The organism is Aeromonas simiae (assembly GCF_014892695.1).
Taxonomy (GTDB): domain Bacteria; phylum Pseudomonadota; class Gammaproteobacteria; order Enterobacterales; family Aeromonadaceae; genus Aeromonas; species Aeromonas simiae.
The window spans coordinates 3,126,580-3,144,360 of sequence record NZ_CP040449.1 but is presented as its reverse complement, the minus strand read 5'-3'; the positions used below and the strand labels follow the sequence as shown (position 1 = coordinate 3,144,360).

The 17,781-nt window shown below is 58.3% G+C and carries 19 protein-coding genes; 18 read left to right on the top strand and 1 reads right to left on the bottom strand.

Annotated elements, in window-relative coordinates:
* The first annotated feature begins 6 nt into the window (after nt 1–6).
* The 9 genes from flgL to FE240_RS14940 all read left to right on the top strand — a co-directional run bounded on the left by flgL (nt 7) and on the right by FE240_RS14940 (nt 7,339).
* A complete protein-coding gene (gene flgL / locus FE240_RS14980; protein ID WP_193002047.1) occupies nt 7–906 on the top strand; it encodes a flagellar hook-associated protein FlgL in 900 nt (299 codons plus the stop codon).
* A 12-nt stretch (nt 907–918) separates the two neighbouring features.
* Entirely contained in the window at nt 919–1,923 is a 1,005-nt protein-coding gene (locus tag FE240_RS14975) for a hypothetical protein (RefSeq protein ID WP_193002044.1), read from the top strand.
* A gap of 483 nt (nt 1,924–2,406) precedes the next feature.
* Nucleotides 2,407–2,799 carry a flagellar export chaperone FliS gene (gene fliS / locus FE240_RS14970; RefSeq protein ID WP_193002041.1) on the top strand — a complete coding sequence of 131 codons (393 nt, stop codon included), beginning with the start codon at nt 2,407–2,409 and terminating at the stop codon, nt 2,797–2,799.
* A gap of 128 nt (nt 2,800–2,927) precedes the next feature.
* Nucleotides 2,928–3,905, top strand: coding sequence for a flagellar hook-length control protein FliK (locus tag FE240_RS19055; RefSeq protein ID WP_193002038.1), 978 nt, complete (start codon nt 2,928–2,930; stop codon nt 3,903–3,905).
* 22 nt (nt 3,906–3,927) lie between these two features.
* Complete coding sequence (locus FE240_RS14960; protein ID WP_193002035.1) at nt 3,928–4,377, top strand: flagellar basal body-associated FliL family protein; 450 nt, start codon at nt 3,928–3,930, stop codon at nt 4,375–4,377.
* A 7-nt stretch (nt 4,378–4,384) separates the two neighbouring features.
* Nucleotides 4,385–5,077, top strand: coding sequence for a lateral flagellar system RNA polymerase sigma factor LafS (lafS, locus tag FE240_RS14955; protein WP_193002033.1), 693 nt, complete (start codon nt 4,385–4,387; stop codon nt 5,075–5,077).
* A gap of 35 nt (nt 5,078–5,112) precedes the next feature.
* Nucleotides 5,113–5,973, top strand: a complete 861-nt coding sequence (gene lafT / locus FE240_RS14950; RefSeq protein WP_193002029.1) for a lateral flagellar motor stator protein LafT — start codon at nt 5,113–5,115, stop codon at nt 5,971–5,973.
* Nucleotides 5,974–5,976: 3 nt separating this feature from the next.
* Nucleotides 5,977–6,909 carry a flagellar motor protein MotB gene (locus FE240_RS14945; protein ID WP_193002026.1) on the top strand — a complete coding sequence of 311 codons (933 nt, stop codon included), beginning with the start codon at nt 5,977–5,979 and terminating at the stop codon, nt 6,907–6,909.
* 16 nt (nt 6,910–6,925) lie between these two features.
* A complete protein-coding gene (locus FE240_RS14940) occupies nt 6,926–7,339 on the top strand; it encodes a hypothetical protein (protein WP_193002023.1) in 414 nt (137 codons plus the stop codon).
* Here the strand turns inward: FE240_RS14940 and FE240_RS14935 are convergent.
* Nucleotides 7,290–8,201: a lytic transglycosylase domain-containing protein gene (locus tag FE240_RS14935; protein WP_226798842.1), complete on the bottom strand. Its 912-nt coding sequence runs from the start codon at nt 8,199–8,201 to the stop codon at nt 7,290–7,292. The genes FE240_RS14940 and FE240_RS14935 overlap by 50 nt on opposite strands.
* A 199-nt stretch (nt 8,202–8,400) precedes the next feature.
* Between FE240_RS14935 and FE240_RS14930 the strand changes: the two genes are divergently transcribed.
* From FE240_RS14930 to FE240_RS14890, 9 genes are all read left to right on the top strand, one after another.
* Entirely contained in the window at nt 8,401–8,652 is a 252-nt protein-coding gene (locus tag FE240_RS14930) for a hypothetical protein (RefSeq protein ID WP_226798841.1), read from the top strand.
* A gap of 273 nt (nt 8,653–8,925) precedes the next feature.
* Nucleotides 8,926–10,851, top strand: coding sequence for an EAL domain-containing protein (locus FE240_RS14925; protein ID WP_193002017.1), 1,926 nt, complete (start codon nt 8,926–8,928; stop codon nt 10,849–10,851).
* Between the two features lie 789 nt (nt 10,852–11,640).
* A complete protein-coding gene (locus FE240_RS14920; protein ID WP_193002014.1) occupies nt 11,641–12,501 on the top strand; it encodes an MSHA biogenesis protein MshI in 861 nt (286 codons plus the stop codon).
* A complete protein-coding gene (locus FE240_RS14915) occupies nt 12,498–13,094 on the top strand; it encodes a PilN domain-containing protein (RefSeq protein ID WP_193002011.1) in 597 nt (198 codons plus the stop codon). The genes FE240_RS14920 and FE240_RS14915 overlap by 4 nt, the downstream gene beginning before the upstream one ends.
* On the top strand, nt 13,091–13,741 hold the full coding sequence (pilO, locus tag FE240_RS14910; protein WP_193002008.1) for a type 4a pilus biogenesis protein PilO: 651 nt from the start codon (nt 13,091–13,093) through the stop codon (nt 13,739–13,741). Before FE240_RS14915 ends, pilO begins: the two co-directional genes overlap by 4 nt.
* Nucleotide 13,742: 1 nt before the next feature.
* Nucleotides 13,743–14,042 (top strand): SctD/MshK family protein, encoded by a 300-nt coding sequence (locus tag FE240_RS14905; RefSeq protein WP_193004570.1) that lies wholly within the window; start codon nt 13,743–13,745, stop codon nt 14,040–14,042.
* 48 nt (nt 14,043–14,090) lie between these two features.
* Nucleotides 14,091–15,749, top strand: a complete 1,659-nt coding sequence (gene mshL, locus FE240_RS14900; RefSeq protein WP_193002006.1) for a pilus (MSHA type) biogenesis protein MshL — start codon at nt 14,091–14,093, stop codon at nt 15,747–15,749.
* Between the two features lies 1 nt (nt 15,750).
* Entirely contained in the window at nt 15,751–16,632 is an 882-nt protein-coding gene (locus FE240_RS14895) for an ExeA family protein (protein ID WP_193002004.1), read from the top strand.
* Complete coding sequence (locus tag FE240_RS14890) at nt 16,629–17,762, top strand: tetratricopeptide repeat protein (protein ID WP_193002001.1); 1,134 nt, start codon at nt 16,629–16,631, stop codon at nt 17,760–17,762. Before FE240_RS14895 ends, FE240_RS14890 begins: the two co-directional genes overlap by 4 nt.
* Nucleotides 17,763–17,781: the final 19 nt, after the last annotated feature.

The following is a 17,781-nucleotide window of genomic DNA, read 5'->3' as shown; positions in this document are numbered from 1 at the left end:
AAAATCATGCGCATTAGTACTGCACAAATTCAAAACAGCATGCTGAGTAACCTACAGAATGGGTACTCTGAATATGGTCGGCTTGCCCAGCAAATCGCGACTGGCAAGCGAATTTTGCAACCCTCTGATGATGTGATTGGTAGTGTTCAGTTGATTGGCTTGCAGCGGGAACAGGCTGCCATTGCTCAATATCAAAAGAATATTTTCAACGCCCAGAATCAGTTGGCTCAAGCTGAGACCCAGCTCGATACCATGGTGGATATGTTGCAGCGGGTACGTGAATTGACCCAGAGTGCAGCAAACGGTTCCGTGAGTGCGGGCGATCGGGCCGGTATTATTGCCGAGCTGAGCAGTCTGCGTGATGGTCTCTTCGATTTGGCCAATGCGCGCAATGAATCGGGCTCTAGCCTGTTTGCCGGTAGCCAGGTGGATAAACCCGCGCTGGTTAAGGATGAAGATGGTAATTACATCTACCAGGGCGATGATCTCGCGCGGGAAGTGGTCGTGGGCAACGGGGTCACGGTGTCACTGAATGAAGGGGCCGATAAGCTGTTTCTCAACGGCGGCGACTTCTTTAAACAGCTCGATGAGTTTATTATTCTGCTCGAAGATCCTGATTCTGATGTGAGTGAGGCTGCGGGGGCGCTGCTGGATCGTTCACTCGAGGTGTTGGATGATGTCTCCTCGATGATCAGCCGTATCGGTGCCAAGGTAAATCTGCTGGATCAGCTTGATAATGCGCATTCAGAGATGAACCTCTATAGCCAGGAAGTGAGCAACGAGATCGAGTCGCTTGACTACGCCGATGCGGTGACTCGCCAATATAGTGTTCTGATGGTCCTTCAACTGCAGCAGCAATCTTTTTCCAAGATAAACTCTCTTAGCCTGTTCAACTATATGCCCTAAGTAAGGGGATGCATGCAGATCCAATCCACCCGCCTCGGTAAGGTAGGCGAAGCTGGTCAGACTCCCGCGTCACAAGGTGTCTCCTCCGGTAAGGCGAGCAAGAGTGCTCGTAACCAGAGTCGTGAGCGACAGCCTGACCTCAATCGTTTTGAACGTTGGGTGCTTATTGGCACGACCCAGCAACGTATCTCTTCGGCCCAGAGTAGCGAGCAGGCTCTCGGGGTGGCGTGGAACGAACTCAAGCGGCTGGAGCCCCAGCTAGGCCGGCAACAAAACAAGGCCTTGGAGCTCAATGGTCGCCTGCAACAGCTTGAGGAGAAGATCAGCGGTGATAACCGTCCGCTGACCCGTGAGTTGCAGCCGCGTTTACTGCAAGGGTCAGCTCCCCAACTGGCTCACTATCGTCTTGATAAGATTGATCTATTAACGCCACGTAGTGAATCAGAGCGGATCTTGCTCTCCTTTCCGGTCAGCGGCAGCTCTGTGGAAGTGCAATTTCCTGCCAATGCGAGTGAAGAAGAGGTATTGCGGCGCCTCAACACCGCCTTGCTGGGGGAGAAGATCCAAGTCAAGCGGGATGGCAAAGGCTCGCTTGAGTTCAGCTTGCCCGAAGAGCTGAGGCGTAAGCTCGACGAGCCAGTGCTGCTGCGTGGCGAAGGGATCCGGATGCCGGCCGGTAATCCGATCCCTGTTCGCCTCAGTCAGCGTGAAGGCGTGCTGAGCCGCATTGAAGATGGGTTGGCTCGCGGTGAGCTGCGCCAGGAGCAGAAACGGGTCCATCAACTACTGAACGAGATTGAGCAATCGGTTCGCAAGCTCAAGCAGTATCGCCAGAACGTGCTGTCGCAGCTGGAGAAGGTGCGTGCCCGCACGCAAGTCACGACGAGCCAGGATGTGGAGCAGTTGCAGTCACGCTTGAGCGAAACCCTCAATAGCGGTGGCTTTGCCGGTGCTATGTCGGGCCTGCTGGCGCAGGCCAACGTCTCCCGCCAGACCGTGGTGGCGCTGCTGACCTAACGACCCTTCTTTTTCATCACCGCTGGTTGCGTCGCGGCAAACGGCGGGCTCTGCCAGTTAAGGCGCCATGTCGGCGCCTTTTTTCTTGTGGATCTCTTCCTCCATTGCGCTCCGATAGAGGGGTGGCCTGTCTGCGGCAGCTGCTCAGCTGTATCGTTCACGTCCACTCTGCTTTGCGCACTTTTCATCTGCATTTCTCGCAATATTTCATGGTAAGCGCCTAGTTTTATGGGGTTTTCAGCCTGATTATCTAGGTGGCATGGCCTTTGCATTGACTAATGAGTGATCACTCCCGGATGGCTCACCTCGGTCAGGTGCAGAGGTAGAAAAATGGGCGCCCTATTGGCGCCGCCGACGGTCAGAAACGAGTTCATCACCGCGTGAAGAGAGGCCGTCAGTTGGCTTGTCTGAGGCGGTGACCATGTCATCTGAGACGAGCTCTGGCCGAGCGTCAGAGATCAATGAGGTTATGAGCGATACACCATGTTCGAACGTGATGAAGCCATCTCTGCCTATCAACAGGCCGCCATTCATGCCAACGCCGCAAGTGCGAACCCCCATCAGCTAGTTCTGATGTTGATCAATGGGTTACTGGATGAATTGGCAAGAGCAGAGGGGCATTTGATCGCCCGTAGCCTGGAGCGAAAGGGGCACTCTATTGCGCGCTGTCTCGAGATCCTCGGGGGTCTTGATAGTGCGCTGAATATGGCTCAGGGAGGTGCGCTGGCGCTCGACTTGCACCGCCTCTATGACTACTGCGGGCAGCGCCTGTTTGAGGTGAGTGTCAGCTATCAGCGGGAGGGGGTGAGCGAGGTTCGTCGGCTTATCGAAGAGTTGCGTGAAGGATGGGAAACGATCGGGCAGCAGATGGCGTGATCGATATTCCTTGCGGAAGAGTGGCTTCCCCTTTCTGGATTTTTGGCCTGGCTATCGTGCGATACAACGGGTGAGCGGGTTTGGTCTTCTCGCTAACGACGCGCTCACCGATAAGGAAGAGTTGGAATATGAATGTCATCCAGTCACTGAGTGGTGTGCTGTTCGATTTACAAGAGACGCCTATCCAAGGGCAGGGGGATCAAGATGCCTCCTTTGCCTTGTTGATACAGGACGATGAGCTTGACGTGTTGCCGGACGGTGAGCAGCCGCAGAGCGAGCAAGAGCCGCAACCCGAGCTTCCTGTGTCTGGCGTACCCCAGATGCCGGAGCCGGTACAGGAAGAGCAGGCCCCTGTGCGACATCACCACATGGTGGAAGAGCTGCCTTTGAAGATGGCGACGACATTACCGCAGCAGGAGGAGGTGCGACGCACTCCCCAGTCAACCCCAGTGGTGGCACAAGCAGAGCCATCGTCATCTGGTTCAGTGAATGAAAAGCCTATGCAGGCCAAGCTTGTGACGACGTCGCCCTTGCCGGATGCAGTGCGTGTGGCGCTGGGTCAGTTGGGACAGCGTGGTGGGGAGGCGGGCGTTGTGCTCACGCAAGCCAGCGAGTTGCAGGATGTCTCTGCCATGAGCGGAACCGCGCCGGCTCAGGTGCTATCGCGCCAGAATGAGTTTCAATGGGCGCCTGTTCGTCTCGATGACTCCGCGGCGCAATGGGGGCAGCAACTGGTTGAAGCGCTGCGCGACAAGGTGGATTTGCAGGTTAACCAGCAGGTAAAGCAGGCGCATATCCGGCTTGACCCGCCTGATCTGGGGAGGCTTGAGCTGAGTGTGCGCATGGATGGGGACAAGCTGACGGTGCAGCTCAATGCAGCCAATCCGGCCATTCGTGAAGCCTTGATTCAATCCATGGAGCGGTTGCGGATGGCGTTGGCTCCGCATCACAGCGGTGGCGTTGAAGTGAATGTCGGGCAGGAGGGGCGTGAGGGGCGGCAGCAGGAGCAGGCAACCCGCGACACCATCCTGGCTGGGCGTCGAGGGCTTTGGGATGAGCCACAACACGATGCGGAAGGAACAAGTTGGCTTGATGCCTTGGTTTAATTTTGAAGTGAAGGTGTAAACGATGAAGCGAATTCTGATGGTGATTGTCGGCGTCTTGGTGGTGGCCGGGTTGACCCTCGGCGGCGTCTACATGATGCGCGACAAGATCTCAGTCATGCTCGGCTTAAGTGTTCCGCTGGTTGAATTGAGTAAAACCCCGCTGTTCAAACCCCTCGACAAGTTTGTGATCAGCCTCGATAGCGAAGACACCACCTATTACCTGGTCATGGAGTCTGTGCTGGTGACGCATCGCCCAGATCAGCTGGAACAGCTGGATGAATACGAGCCGCTGATGCGTAACGCATTGGTGCAGTATTTCAGCAACCGGAGTAACGAGGCAGTGCGCAAAGAGCTGCAAGATGTGGGGGCGCTGCAAAAGGCGCTGTTAGCCAAGCTGGTGACCACATTGCAAGGATATGGCTATGACCCGGTTCTGGACGAATTACTGATCACCAAGGTCGTCGTGCAGTAGGTGGTGTATGGAAATATCTAGTTATGAATCCCCCCTCCGTCGTGAGGGGGAGGCCGAAGTGCTGCAACGTTATCTTCCGTTGGTGAAGCGTGTCGCAAGCCACCTGCGCAGTCAGGTGAGTGCGGGGTTTGACCGCGACGATATGGAGCAAGTCGGACTGATGGGGCTGCTTGAGGCTTGGCGCCGTTATGGCGGTGAACTGGATGAGCAGTTTGAAAGCTATGCCTTCAAGCGGATCCGGGGCGCCATGCTCGATGAGCTGCGCCGGCTGGACTGGCGTCCACGTCAGTTGCGCCAGCAGGTGCACGCCTTTAACCAGCAGAATCGCGACTTGCAGGCCACGTTGGGACGTACCCCCAGCGAGCGGGAGCTGGCCGAGGCCATCGGTTGCCCGCTGGAGGAGGTCCGCCAACTGGCTTACGCCGGACAGGCAGAGGCGCTGCACAGTCTGGAGGAGTGGCTGGAGGAAGGGGGGCACATGCCTGCTAGCGAAAGCGATCACGGCGAACTCGCCATGACAATGAGCAAGGTGTTGTCCAGCCTGGAGTCTCGGGAGCAGCTGCTGCTTTCACTCTATTACCAGCACGAACTCAATATGAAAGAGATTGCGTTAGTGCTGGGGTTGACTGAGTCCAGAGTATGTCAGTTGCACAAGCAGTGCGTGCTGCAACTGAAACAGCGACTGGCTGAATCGTTTTAATTGGGATTATTCCCGCATCTTGCTGGAGAGAGTGGATGCAAAAGCAGATAGGCATTGGTGTCATTTTCATCTGTGTGCTCGGCGGTTTCATGATGGCCGGGGGCAGACCGATTGCGTTATGGCAGCCGTCCGAGTTGGTCATCATCATCGGCGCCGCGATTGGTTCCACCATGCTGGGGAACTCCAAAGAGGTGCTCCACGAGATGATTCATCAGCTCAAAGGGGTCTTCAAGTCCAACGAGGCTGAAGAGAAGGAGAGCTTCCGGGAGCTGCTGGTGCTGATGCACCTGCTGTTGGAAGAGACCAGAACCAAGGGCCTCAAGGGGCTGGATGAGCATATTGAGAACCCCCAGCAGAGCTCGGTGTTCCTGATGTATCCCCAGATCTCCGAAGATCCGATGTTGCTGGGTTTCATCATCGATAACCTGCGTTTGTTAGGGATGGGGAAGATCGCCCCTCATGAACTCGACGCCATGTTGGATCAGGAGATCATGGCCATCGAAGAGGACATGCTCAAGCCATCCCACGCCCTGCACAAGACGGGCGAGGCGTGCCCTGGCTTTGGCATCCTGGCGGCGGTGATGGGGATCATCATCACCATGCAGCAGCTCGACGGTCCGCTGTCTAACATCGGTGTGCACGTGGCTGCTGCCTTGGTGGGAACCTTTATCGGTATCTTCTTCTGTTACTGCTTCCTTGAGCCGCTGGCGAATGCCATGCAGGAAAACGTCAAACGCCGTATCTCCATGCTGACTTGCGTCAAGTCGATCCTGCTGGCCCAGTTGGGCGGCAAGATGCCGCTGTTGGCGGTGGATGCGGGCCGCAAGGTTCTCGAACCGGAAGTAAAACCCAGCTTCACCCAATTGGAAGACTGGGTTACCAATAAGGCAATGTAATCGATGGATAAGCAGCCGATCATCATCAAGCGCGTACGCCGCAATGGGGGAGGACATGGCGGAGGTGGCGCTTGGAAAGTGGCCTTTGCCGATTTTACCCTCGCTATGATGGCTTTCTTCATGGTGCTGTGGATCCTGGCGGTATCCAGCCAGGAGGAGCGGGAGATCGTGGCTACGCGGCTGCGGGATTACAGCATACTGGACAACGAAGCTAACCCTTTTGATATCAGTAACAGCCCCTATCCCGTAGATCTAGGTGGGGATCCCTCTCCGGTGGAAGAGGCCAAACCTCAGCGTAATCAGCTCAATCCGAACGAGACTAAGCAGCTGATGCGCTCAGGCTCGATATTTCGGGCCAAGTCGAAACCGGGTTATGACAGCCTGGTGAAAGGCAAGGTGGACGGCAATAAGCAGATGGAGCAGCTGGCAGGCTTCATCGGCTCACTGCTCGAGCAGATGGAGGCGGATCAAAATATCAAGCTACAGGTGGTGCCCCAGGGTCTGCGTATTCTCATTCGGGATAGCGATGAGCGTGAAATGTACTCCAGAGGCAGTGCCAGAATCTCTCCATTCTTTCGCCACCTGCTGATGGTGCTGGCGCCGGTCTTCGATCGCATTGAAAACTCCATCATGATTTCCGGTCATACCGACAACACGCCCTTTGCCGGTGACAATTACACCAACTGGGAGCTCTCCTCCGATCGCGCCATGATGGCTCGCCGGGTGTTGGTGGCCGGAGGCATGCCCTCCGAGCGCGTCGCTAAGGTGGTCGCACTAGCCGATACCATGCTGGACGATACGGATGATCCCGGTAGCAGCCGTAACCGCCGTATCGAGTTGCTGGTGCTCTCCGAAACCGCAGAGCAGGAGCTGGCAGAATTGTTTAGCCGTGCGCTTTCCGAGGCGAAAGAGAAGACCCAACAGACACGCAGATAGATAGTAAGGGAACGAGATGAATCACACTTCAGACCCACGGCGTAAGCATCCTCGTTGGTACCTGCATGACGGCAGAACCCCCTTTGAGGATCAGACCTGTGGCATCACCGGGCGGCTCATGGTCAGTGGCCTGCTGTTTAACCGGCGCTTGTGCAAAGTCATCATCAAGGACATAGGCCCGGGGGGAGTCGGCTTTCTGGCTCCTCGTCGTTTTACCTTTCCTGATGAAGTGATGTTGGTGCTCCCTGGGTTGCCCTCGCTGGAGTGCAAGTTAATGCATCGCCGCTACATCAACACCACGCTGTGCTTCGTCGGCTGTTCCTGGCGTGAACCGGATGAGGTCAACCTGCGTCCGTTGTTGCGTAAGTGGCGGGATCACTTCATCTCCAGAGGGGTGTTGGCCGAGTATGAAGCCGTAATGGATCAGTGACCACCGGATGGTGCCAGGCATCGCCCTGGCCCTCCATATCCAGTCCGCGCGCGGTACCTAATTGCAGCGGGTCATGCAGGCTTTCCAGTGAGACGGGGAAGATCACTTTCACCTTAGGTTTACTCTCTCTCGGCCCGGCGGGCGCATGACTATAAAGGATGGGGCAGGGAGGGGAAGGCACCCTTCCTTGACTGCTGCGCCATGCCGGGTTGAGGGTGAGCAGGGCATCGCTATCAAGGTGCATCTCTTCCCCCCAGCGCTGCAAAGAGCAGTGTGTGGGATTGGCCACTCTCAGCTCTTCTCCCCCCCCTAAATCAGGGGGGGCGATGCCGTACCGTTCCGGGTGGCTCAGTAATTCTCCCAGTGCTTCAATGCGCGCCACGTAGTGGCGTGTCTCTTGCGGAAGTGGAAGTCGGTAGACCTGACGGTGTCCACTGCGTTGAATCGCCTTCATGACCCTTCCCTCCCCGGCGTTGTACGCCGCCAATGCCAATGGCCACTCCGAAAAATAGCCGTGCAACCAGTGGAAGTAGTTGAGCGCGGCGCCGGTTGCCAGAGGCAGTGAATAGCGTCCATCGAAATGGGGGGTGACGGGCACCCCGAAGCGATCCGCCGTCATGGGCATCAGTTGCCAGGGGCCTGCCGCCCCGGCATGGGAAATCACATCCAACCGATAACTGCTCTCCACCAGGGGGACTAACAGCAACCACTCCGGTAGCTGACGTTGTCGCAGCTCGGTGCGGATGAGCCGGATCATGGGGCGAGCGCGGGCCAGTGTTCGCTCTATGTGTGCTTTCTGGCGCAGCAGGTATTGCAGCTCGGCGGTCACTTCCGGTGGAAGTGGAGCTGCCGCTCTGGGCATCCGCCAGGCCACCTCGGCCCAGGCTGAGCCGCTAAGCGGTAGCAGAACGAAGAGAAGGAGTAATTGGCGTGGCAAGTAGAACATTCTCCGGTGGTGGCGGGGCAACAGTTTTGTCGCGTAGTTGTCGCTGTATTTAAGTAATGCCCAAGAGTAGGTCTGTATGACACACAGCAAGCCCACTAGGAAGAAGCCCCCTTACATGCAGAAATTTCTGCTGTATCTGATCTTGGCTAACTTTGTCTTGCTCTGGCTTTACTATCACTATGTGCCGGCCTTACCCCTGCTACGCAGCATGGTGGTGACGGCCCTCTTGATTGGCTACAACCTGCTGCTATGCAGGCTGGTATTGCGGCGGGCGCGCAGCTCGAGTGATAGCTACATCGTTTATCCCGTAGTCATGGTCAGCATGCTGCTGTGTGGTTCGGTGCTGCATGTTTATCTGATTCGCTAACCGATTTTCAGCAATTTTCTTGCCAAAACCCCTTGAATGGAAGGTGAATATTTTTCTCAGCTCTGTTTCAGGGGCATAGTGGGAAGATGGCTCCATTGACATGTGGTGTGCTCCCTTGCGTGTCGATCTTCCTCACTCCTGTTGTTGCGGCGCCTTTTATGGCGCCGTCTTTTTATCTGCTGTTGGCGTGAAGCCGGAGTCGGGGCGCAGACCTTCGCATCGGGCTCGTGATAGTATGCGCCCAGGCCATGGCCCTCTCTTTTGGATTCAAGGATGAAGCTCACTACCCAACTCGTCTCTTTCATCACCCTGTGCGTCATCACCGCCATGGCCATGGTGTTGCTCGGTGGCGTCTTTAGTTTCCGCCAGCTCGGGTTCGAGCTGCAGGAGAAAAAGGTACAGGCGCTGGCTGAGGTACTCGATCGCCAGCTCTCGGTGCAGCATGACACCCAGGAGATGGCGCAGTGGATGCCAACCTTGCTGCGCTCGGCCCATGTGGTCAGCCTGGAGGTGACGCAAGGGGAGGCGAGTCTCTATCGTTTCCAGGATCTGGTGGCGCGTGAGCTCGACGATCCGCTCATCGATTACCGTTATGCGCTGCCCCAGCATCCCGGCATGGAGGCCAGATTCAGGCTGGAGCGCCCCTTCAAGGAGTTTGAATACTCCATCGAGGCGATGTCGTGGATTTCGTTTGGCATCTTCATCGTGGTGTTCGGCCTGTGGTTCTCTATTCGCTGGTTGCGTTTGCAGCTGCGCGGGGCCGAGTTGCTCAACCACAGGGCCGAGCTGATCCTCGCCGGCCGCTTGAACAAGCTCAATCACGACACGAGCGAGGAGTGGCCGGCCAGTGCCAGCCAGGCATTCGATCAGCTGCTGGCCGAATTGGCCGATGCGCGCAAGGAGCGCAGCCGCTTCGATAACTTCATCCGCAGCAACGCCTTCGTCGACAAGGTCACCGGCACCGGCAACCGCATCTTCTTTGACAACCGGCTGGAGAGCGCCATCCGCGATGCCTCGGCCATGGCCGGTGGGCTGTTGCTGGTTGAGCTGAGCGGCCTCGAGGCGCTGGAGTCGGATGATCCGCAGATCGATGAGGTGCTGCAGGAGGCGAGCATCGCCCTTGCCCCCTTCGTGCGCAAGTTTGCCGGCGCGCTACAGGCGCGCTATGCGGCCCATGTGCTGGCCATTTTGCTGCCGAACATGGCCGAGGCCGAGTTGGTGGACGGGGCGGATCAGATCCTCAAAAACCTGCACCGGCTGCACTGGCCCGCTGGGGTGTCCGGGGAGAACGCCATCCACATCGGTGCGGTCTGCTACCGGCCGGATGATACCCTGGCCCAGGTGCAGGAGGAGGGGGAGCTCGCCCTCAAGAGCGCCCGGCTGCAAGGGGACAGCGGCTGGTTCCTGTTCGAGAAGGCGATCGCCGACGAGGAGGAGACCAGCAAGGGGACAGTGCGCTGGCGCACCCTGCTGACCCGGCGCATCGATGAGCGGGCCATTCATCTTTACTGCCAGCCGGTGATGCAGGAGCCGGGTCAGCTGATCTTGCAAGAGGAGTTGCAGACTCGCATCGACGACGAGCAGGGGCGCGAGCTGCTGGCCGGCGTCTTTATGCCGATGGCGGAGAAGGCGGGCATGCTGCTGCCGCTCGATCGTCTGCTCGCCACCCGGGTGCTGGCCCTGCTGCAATCCCGCCCTGCTGACGCGCCGCCGATCAGCGTCAACCTCTGCGCTCAGAGCCTGCTGCACCGCGATTTCCAGCGCTGGCTCTTCTTCTCTCTGTTCCAGCTGCCGCGCAGCAAGAACGAACACCTCATCATCGAGCTCTCCGAGGCACACATCACCCGCTATTTCGAGGCGCTGAGAAAACCGCTGCGCTCCCTACGCATGCTGGGGTGCCGGCTGACGGTGACCCATGCCGGGCAGGATGTGGTGAGTACCCAGTACATCAAGGAGTTCGACATCAGCTTCCTCAAGCTGCACACCAGCCTGGTGCGCGATATCCACCTGCGTCAGGTGAATCAGATGGCGGTACGCAGCCTGATCGGCGGCTGTGCCAACACCCAGGCCAGGGTCATCGCCGTCGGCGTCGAGAGTGGTGAGGAGTGGCACTGCCTGCGTCACCTTGGCGTGCATGCGGGTCAAGGTCAGTGGTTTGCCGAGCCGGCGCCACTGCGAAGTGCGCTCCCCGATCTCTGATGCCCCCTCATCCTACGAGATGATTGCCCCATGAGAGCGGGCCGGCCGCCGGCGCCGCCTCTTTCATATCGCCTCGCCGCTGTGCTTGGTTTCAAATGGGGTTCATTTGGCCGCCGCTGAACGAAGCTGCCCTGGCCCCTCGCTGGGCTAAAAAACCGACCTGGTTGTTACCACGCGGCTTCGTTGCGAGCCGCTAACAGAACTTTCCCTGCCTGTGGGCTGCATCGCACGGCCTCTTCTTGTCGCACCCCCTCCCTTCCTCGAGCGCAATCTGCGCCCCTTTTTCGCCTGTCGGGCCGGTCAATCTGGTGTCGATGGATTTGACGCTCGACAAACCCGAGCTGTGTTCCCCATCTGAGGCGTTGACTCCGGGTAGGGCTCGCCGCCGATCGACTCTCGGTGCATACAATGTTGCGATTGATCATATCGCGGCGGAAACCGGCTGCCGCCAAGGTGGGTCGGGGGTTGGCTGGGACAGCAATGAACACAGGGTGGAGTGGCTCGGTGTCTACGCCAGGTATCGATGGCGTCTGAGTGTGTTTTGATGGGGTGGGCCATCTTGTTGAGATCTGACTTTAACGTCGCCGTGGTTAAAACAGAGGGTAAAAGTGGTTTTGGTTGTGAGAAGGTAAGAAAAGGTTGCGCCAGGCCGTAGGAATAGGCCTGTAGGTTTTGTTACACTTTTTAATGTCATTAAAATATATAAAAAATTCATCATCTCGAGTTTTTATGGTATAAAACTCGCCCATTTTTTGGTGATGATAATATCAATAGGTAATCGAGCCCGCGATGCGCACACTTTTTCACCGAAAAGCCCTCTCTGGCAGAGTGGGTGTTTTGTTCGGTCAGGACCATATCTGGCTGACCAGTAATGACACTACTCCCTGCTTTGCTTCCCGGCCGGTGAACGGACCGCAAGGGTGGCGAAGTGCGCTGGACGAACTGTTCACTCTGCATCATTTAGAGCGACGTCGGGTGTGCGTTGCTCTGGCCAGTGGGCTTTATCAACAGGTTCAGATCGATAAACCGCAGGTTCCTGCCAGTGAACTGGCCGGCGCTCTGCCGTGGGCGATCAAAGATTTTGTCAGCGAGCCGCTGGGACAACTGGTGATGGATTACGTCGATCTGCCGACTCCGCCCTCCAGCCAGGCTCGCATCAGTGTGGTCACTGCCCCTCGGGCGCGTATCCAGTCTATTGTCGATGCCGTCAATGCAGTGGCTGAGCTTGAGAGCATCACCACCGAAGAGCTGGCATTGGCCCAGCTATTCCCGGTCGACGACACCCCCCGTTTGCTGCTGTGGCAGCCTGCCGGTCATGAGCTGCATTTATTGGTGTTCCGTCAGGGGGCGCTCTGTTTTTCACGTGCCCTGCGCGGTTTTAAACACCTTGCCACCGCCGGCTCTGTCAATGAGGACATCGACTCGCTGGCCCTCGAGATCCAGCGTTCCCTCGACTACCTGCAGGGGCAACTGAAGTTACCCGAGTGCGGTAGCTTGCAGTTGGCACTGATCTCACCGGCGTTGGGTGAGCTGGTGCAGCGCCTCGATCAGACCTTTGGTTTTAACGTCTCGGCCATGGCCAACAAGGCCATTCTCAATGGCATGGATTATCTCTCTCCCTTCGCACTGCTACAGGGGGAGCCGTCATGAAGAGCCGTCTTAACCTCTATACTCAGGAGTTCCGGCCGCGCCGGGAGTGGGGAACCTTGCCCCAGATCCTGTTGGCATGGGGGCTGATCAGCCTGCTGCTGCTCAGCTATGGGCTCTACAGCCATTGGCAGCACCAGCGTCAGAGCCGGCAACTGGCTCAGTTGCAAGGGCAGTTGACCGTGGTGAAAGCTGAGGCGAGCCGTCTTGAAGCTCAACTGGCCAAGCACCAACCCTCGCCAGCCTTGGTGGCCTCATTAAAAGAGAAGCAGTTGCGGGCGGATGGCATGCAGCTGATGCTGCAACGCCTCGATCAGCTGGCCCCAGAGCGGGTGCAAAGCTATGCGGATCTCCTCGCCGATTTGGCACAGATCATGAGCCCCAAGCTATCGCTGGAGCGGATCCAGGTTGAGCAGGAGCGGGTCAGTCTGGCAGGGGAGACCCAGAGCAGCCAGGAGGTTCCGGCCTGGGTCGAACGCTTTAAACAGACCCACACCCTCTCCGGCAAGCAATTTTCCGAGCTGGCGCTGAGCCGTGACAAAGAAGGGCGATTGCTTTTCGAATTGAGAGGCACCCCGCAGGAGAAGGCGCAATGAATCAACTGCAAGCACGCTGGCACCAGGTGAACGAGCGGGTCATCCAGCTCTCCATGCGTGAGCGCATGTTGTTGCTGGGGGTTGGCCTGCTGATCATCGGCTGGTTGTTTGGCCATTTCTGGCTGCAACCGCTGCAGCAACGTCTCCAGGGCGATCAACAGCGACTGGCCAGCGTACAGCGCGACATCGATATCGCGCACTTAGAGGTGGAAGGGCGGCAGCAGCGGCTCTTGCGTGACCCTGACAGTGATGTGCGTGATCAGCTTAAGGCTGTTGAGGCGCAGTTGCAGCGCTTTGACAGCCGCTTGAAGGCGCAGACCGTCGATTTGATCGCGGCTGAAGAGATGCCCAACGCATTGCATGCGCTGCTGGCCCAAGGTAAGCGCCTGACCATGGTGGACATGAAGAGTGTGGCGCCGGTTGCCCTGTTACCTGAACAGCAAGGGGTCAACCTCTACCGCCATGAAATCCGGATGCAGCTGATTGGTGGGTATAGCGATGTCTACCAGTACCTGCGCGGTCTGGAGCAGCTTCCGCGCCATTTCTATTGGCACCAGTTTGACTATCAGGTGGAGGAGTGGCCACACGCCAAGGTGTCGCTGTCGGTCTACACCCTGAGCAGCAGCAAGGAGTTTATCCGTGGCTAACATGCTGACTTTACTGGGAATACTGGCTGTGATGACGCCACTAAAAGACCCGACAACACCGCTTGCGGGGGCTCAGGTACAGGGTGACACGCAGCAAGTTGCCGTGGCCAGCATGCCGAAGCTGCAGAGCATCATTCTGGGCAATGGCCCCGCCATCGCTGTGCTCAGTGGCAAAGGCTACCGCCATGGCGAGCAGGTCGCCGGCTGGCGCGTCGCAGGCATCAGCAACGATCGCGTGGTGCTGGACAAGGGGCAGGAGAGGGTCACGCTCACCCTCTTTGCTGACAAAATTCTTCGCTGACGGGCCATATCGGCCCGTCCGGGACAACGGTTTGTGGATGGACAATCGATGAAATCATTTCAATACGGTCTTCTTTTTCTAGCCATGGCGTCGGCCGGTTGTACCAGCTATCGCCATCCCGAACCAAAAGAGGCCAAAGAGGTGTTGCGGGAAGCCCAGCAGGCGACCCCGGCACCGCTGAACTTGCCGAGCGCGGTACACAGTGAGCTGTTGGCCATGCCAAAGCCCGAGTTTACCCCGTCGGCGATGCCGGAGCGGCGGATCCGTATCGCGGCCCAAGAGGTGGAGGCCGGTGACTTCTTTGGCTCCCTGTTCAAAGGCTCGCGCTACAGCGTGGCGGTGCACCCTGGGGTCAGCGGTCTGGTGACCCTGGATCTCAAGGATGTCACCTTGCCTGAGGTGCTCAAGACGGTGGCGGATATGTACGGCTTTGATATTCAGCGCCGTGGCAATGTCTACCACGTCTATCCGGCTGGGTTGCGCACCGAGACGCTGCCCGTCAACTACCTGATGGTCTCCCGGCGCGGTCTTTCGCGTACCACGGTGTCAACCGGGGGCGTGACCAACTCTGACAGCAACAATGGCAACAGTGGTTTTAGCAATGGCAACGGCCTGAGCGGGAACAACAACAGCAGCAGTAGCAGCAGTAGCAACAGCAGTGGCTCTAACGGCACCCAGATTGAGACCGACAACGAGTCTGATTTTTGGCGGGATCTGCGCGAATCGCTGCAATCTCTGGTGGGCAATGGCGATGGCCGCGCTGTCATCACCAGTCCGCAGGCAGGTCTGGTGACGATCCGGGCTTATCCGGGCGAGCTGAAGGCCGTGCGCGAGTTTCTGAATCAGTCCGAACAGCATCTCAAGCGCCAGGTGATCCTGGAAGCACGCATCCTGGAGGTCTCGCTCAACGAGGGCTATGAGCAGGGTGTCGACTGGAGTGGTCTGTCCGCCAGTTGGGATGGTGGCAAGGGGATCACCAATGGGGGTTCATTTGCTAACAGCATCATCGGCAGCGGTAACACCATCTTCTCTGCCCTGGGGGGCGGTGCGGGTTTCAAGATCTCCGACGGTAACTTCAATGTGGCGGTTAACCTGCTCAAGACACAGGGTGACGTTAATACGCTCTCCAGCCCGCGTGTGACCGCGACGAACAATCAGAAGGCGGTGATCAAGGTGGGCTCCGACGAGTACTTCGTCACCAACGCCTCGACCACGATCACCACCAGTGCATCCGGTGTCTCGGATCGTACCCCGAACGTGGAGCTGACCCCCTTCTTCTCCGGGATCGCCCTCGACGTGACCCCGCAGATCGATGAGCAGGGCCGGGTATTGCTGCACATTCACCCTTCGGTGATCGATACCGAAGAGCAGAAAAAGACCATCGATATGGGTACCTCGGGCGGTACGCTCGAGTTGCCGCTGGCGCGCAGCTCGATCCGTGAGTCGGATACTGTGGTGCAGGCCAACAACGGTGATATCGTGGTCATCGGTGGCCTGATGAAGACCTACAAGCAGGAGATGGTGAGCAAGGTGCCCTTGCTGGGCGATATCCCCTGGCTGGGCGAGGCGTTCACCAACCGTAACGAGAAAAACCAGAAGATTGAACTGGTGATCATGCTCAAACCCACTGTGGTCGAAGGGGACACCTGGCAGCGTGAGTTGCAGCGTTCCAGCGATCTGCTCGATAAGTGGTACCCAGAGCGCTGATATGTACCTTGAGCACTTTGGGTTACATGAGCCGCCGTTTGGGTTGACCCCAAACACCGACTTCTATTACGGGCTGCCTCCTCATGAGGAGGCCCGGGAAGTGCTGCACTGGGCTCTGGCACAAGGTGAAGGGTTTATCAAGGTCACCGGGGAAGTGGGCACCGGCAAGACGCTGCTCTGCCGCATGTTGCTGTGGGAGCTGTGCATCGCTCAGCAGCCCTGTGCCTGGATCCCCAATCCGCATTTATCCCCCCGCGAGCTGAAGCTGGCCTTGGCCCATGAGCTGGGCCTCAGCGTCGAGGGGGATAGCGTGGATCTCAATGACCGGCTGCATCGTCATCTGGTGGCACTGAATGAGCGTGGCACCCGGGTTGTCGTGCTGATCGACGAGGCGCAGGCGCTGCCAGATGAGACGCTGGAGGCGATCCGACTCTTCGGAAATTTAGAGACCGAATCGAACAAGTTATTGCAGGTGGTGCTGCTGGGGCAACCCGAGCTGGATACCCGCCTGCAAAGTGACAGCTTGCGGCAATTGCGGCAGCGCATTGCGTTTTCCTATCGGTTGCGGTCACTCAAATGCGATGAGGCAGGCGCCTACATTGGCTATCGCCTCAATGTGTCCGGCTATCGCGGTGCCCCGTTGTTCACGCGCAGCGCATTACGTGTGCTGTGGCGTTCGGCCCGCGGCATCCCTCGCCTGATTAATATTCTCTCGCATAAAAGCCTGATGCTGGCTTATGGCAAGGGCCAGCGCCGTATCGATCTGGCCTGTGTCTGCCGTGCTGTTCGCGATACCGAAGATGCGAGTTATCTCCCGCATTGGACGGGGTGGCTGCTGGGCGTGTTGTTGATGGCCCTACTGATATGGGGAGTGATGCGATGAGCGTGATCAATCAGATGCTCAAGGATCTGGATGCGCGCCAGGGGGGACCGGGGGCCACGGCCCGCTATCAGCCTCCCGCCCGTCAGCCTCTGTGGTTGTGGCTGCTGATCAGTTTGACCTGCCTGGGCGCCCTCGCCCTCTTGGGGTGGCGTAGCTGGGGCTATTGGCAACATGGCAAGAGCATTCAGTCGGCGTCGGTGGTAACGGCCCCGGCGCCAACGCCGCCGAGCGAGCAGGCAGAGAGCGTCGATGCGCTGGTTGCCCTGCCGGTGCCTGATGAGCGGCGGCAAGCCGAGGCGGCCTCATCGAAAACGCAGGCCGAGCCTGCGGCCACCCAGAGTCAGAGCGCGCCTGCTGACGAGAAGGTGGAAGATGAAGTGGTCGTGCCGCCCGGTGAGGACCCTGAGCACTACTACGCTCGCCTGGATGCTGCGCTACAGCCGGAGCGTCAGGAAGAAGATGCACTGGCGGCCGAGATGGTGCCGCCAACGCCGGTCACAAAAAAGGTGAAGCCGAAGAATCAATTGTCTATTCAGCCGGTAGAGCTCTCGGCCGCGCAGCGCAGTGAATTGGCCGAGCGGCGCGCCGCCACGGCACTGGCCCGCGGCGATCTGCAAGAGGCGGAGCGTCAGTATGGCGACTTGCTGAGTGAGCAGCCCGATCATGTCGAGGCGCGCAAGCAGCTGGCGGCCCTGCTCTATGGCCAGGAGCGTTACGAAGAGGCGCAAAAGTCGCTGCTTGAGGGGCTGCGGGTTCATCCTGCGCAAGCCGATTTTCGTCTGCTGCTGGCGCGGATGGCGATTGCTCAGCAGCAACCACAGCAGGCGCTCGATTGGCTGGCCGGCGCTCGGCCATCGATAGCGCAAAATTTGGATTATTACGCGACCTGGGCTGCATTGGCGCAGGATGCCGGGCATACCGCTGAGGCGCGTCAGCTCTATTTGGATTTGTTGCACCAGCGGCCCGACGAAGGGCGCTGGTGGCTCGGCCTTGGCATTGCTGAGGAGACGCTTGGCAATACGGCACAGGCGCTGGAAGCCTATCGCAACGCGCAACTGCATGGTGGCCTCGGTGAGGCGAGTAATAACTGGCTGGCACAGCGCATAGCTGCGCTGTCTCCACATGGTTAAACGGATAACGGAGTAAGGC

Coding starts and splice junctions, on each gene's coding strand:
- FE240_RS14895 (WP_193002004.1), top strand. CDS start 15,751: ATGTACCTTGAGCACTTTGGGTTACATGAGCCGCCGTTTGGGTTGACC.
- FE240_RS14935 (WP_226798842.1), bottom strand. CDS start 8,201: ATGCCCAGAGCGGCAGCTCCACTTCCACCGGAAGTGACCGCCGAGCTG.
- FE240_RS19055 (WP_193002038.1), top strand. CDS start 2,928: ATGAATGTCATCCAGTCACTGAGTGGTGTGCTGTTCGATTTACAAGAG.
- pilO (WP_193002008.1), top strand. CDS start 13,091: ATGAATCAACTGCAAGCACGCTGGCACCAGGTGAACGAGCGGGTCATC.
- FE240_RS14905 (WP_193004570.1), top strand. CDS start 13,743: ATGCTGACTTTACTGGGAATACTGGCTGTGATGACGCCACTAAAAGAC.
- fliS (WP_193002041.1), top strand. CDS start 2,407: ATGTTCGAACGTGATGAAGCCATCTCTGCCTATCAACAGGCCGCCATT.
- mshL (WP_193002006.1), top strand. CDS start 14,091: ATGAAATCATTTCAATACGGTCTTCTTTTTCTAGCCATGGCGTCGGCC.
- FE240_RS14915 (WP_193002011.1), top strand. CDS start 12,498: ATGAAGAGCCGTCTTAACCTCTATACTCAGGAGTTCCGGCCGCGCCGG.
- FE240_RS14960 (WP_193002035.1), top strand. CDS start 3,928: ATGAAGCGAATTCTGATGGTGATTGTCGGCGTCTTGGTGGTGGCCGGG.
- lafS (WP_193002033.1), top strand. CDS start 4,385: ATGGAAATATCTAGTTATGAATCCCCCCTCCGTCGTGAGGGGGAGGCC.
- FE240_RS14925 (WP_193002017.1), top strand. CDS start 8,926: ATGAAGCTCACTACCCAACTCGTCTCTTTCATCACCCTGTGCGTCATC.
- flgL (WP_193002047.1), top strand. CDS start 7: ATGCGCATTAGTACTGCACAAATTCAAAACAGCATGCTGAGTAACCTA.
- FE240_RS14945 (WP_193002026.1), top strand. CDS start 5,977: ATGGATAAGCAGCCGATCATCATCAAGCGCGTACGCCGCAATGGGGGA.
- FE240_RS14940 (WP_193002023.1), top strand. CDS start 6,926: ATGAATCACACTTCAGACCCACGGCGTAAGCATCCTCGTTGGTACCTG.
- FE240_RS14890 (WP_193002001.1), top strand. CDS start 16,629: ATGAGCGTGATCAATCAGATGCTCAAGGATCTGGATGCGCGCCAGGGG.
- lafT (WP_193002029.1), top strand. CDS start 5,113: ATGCAAAAGCAGATAGGCATTGGTGTCATTTTCATCTGTGTGCTCGGC.
- FE240_RS14930 (WP_226798841.1), top strand. CDS start 8,401: ATGCAGAAATTTCTGCTGTATCTGATCTTGGCTAACTTTGTCTTGCTC.
- FE240_RS14920 (WP_193002014.1), top strand. CDS start 11,641: ATGCGCACACTTTTTCACCGAAAAGCCCTCTCTGGCAGAGTGGGTGTT.
- FE240_RS14975 (WP_193002044.1), top strand. CDS start 919: ATGCAGATCCAATCCACCCGCCTCGGTAAGGTAGGCGAAGCTGGTCAG.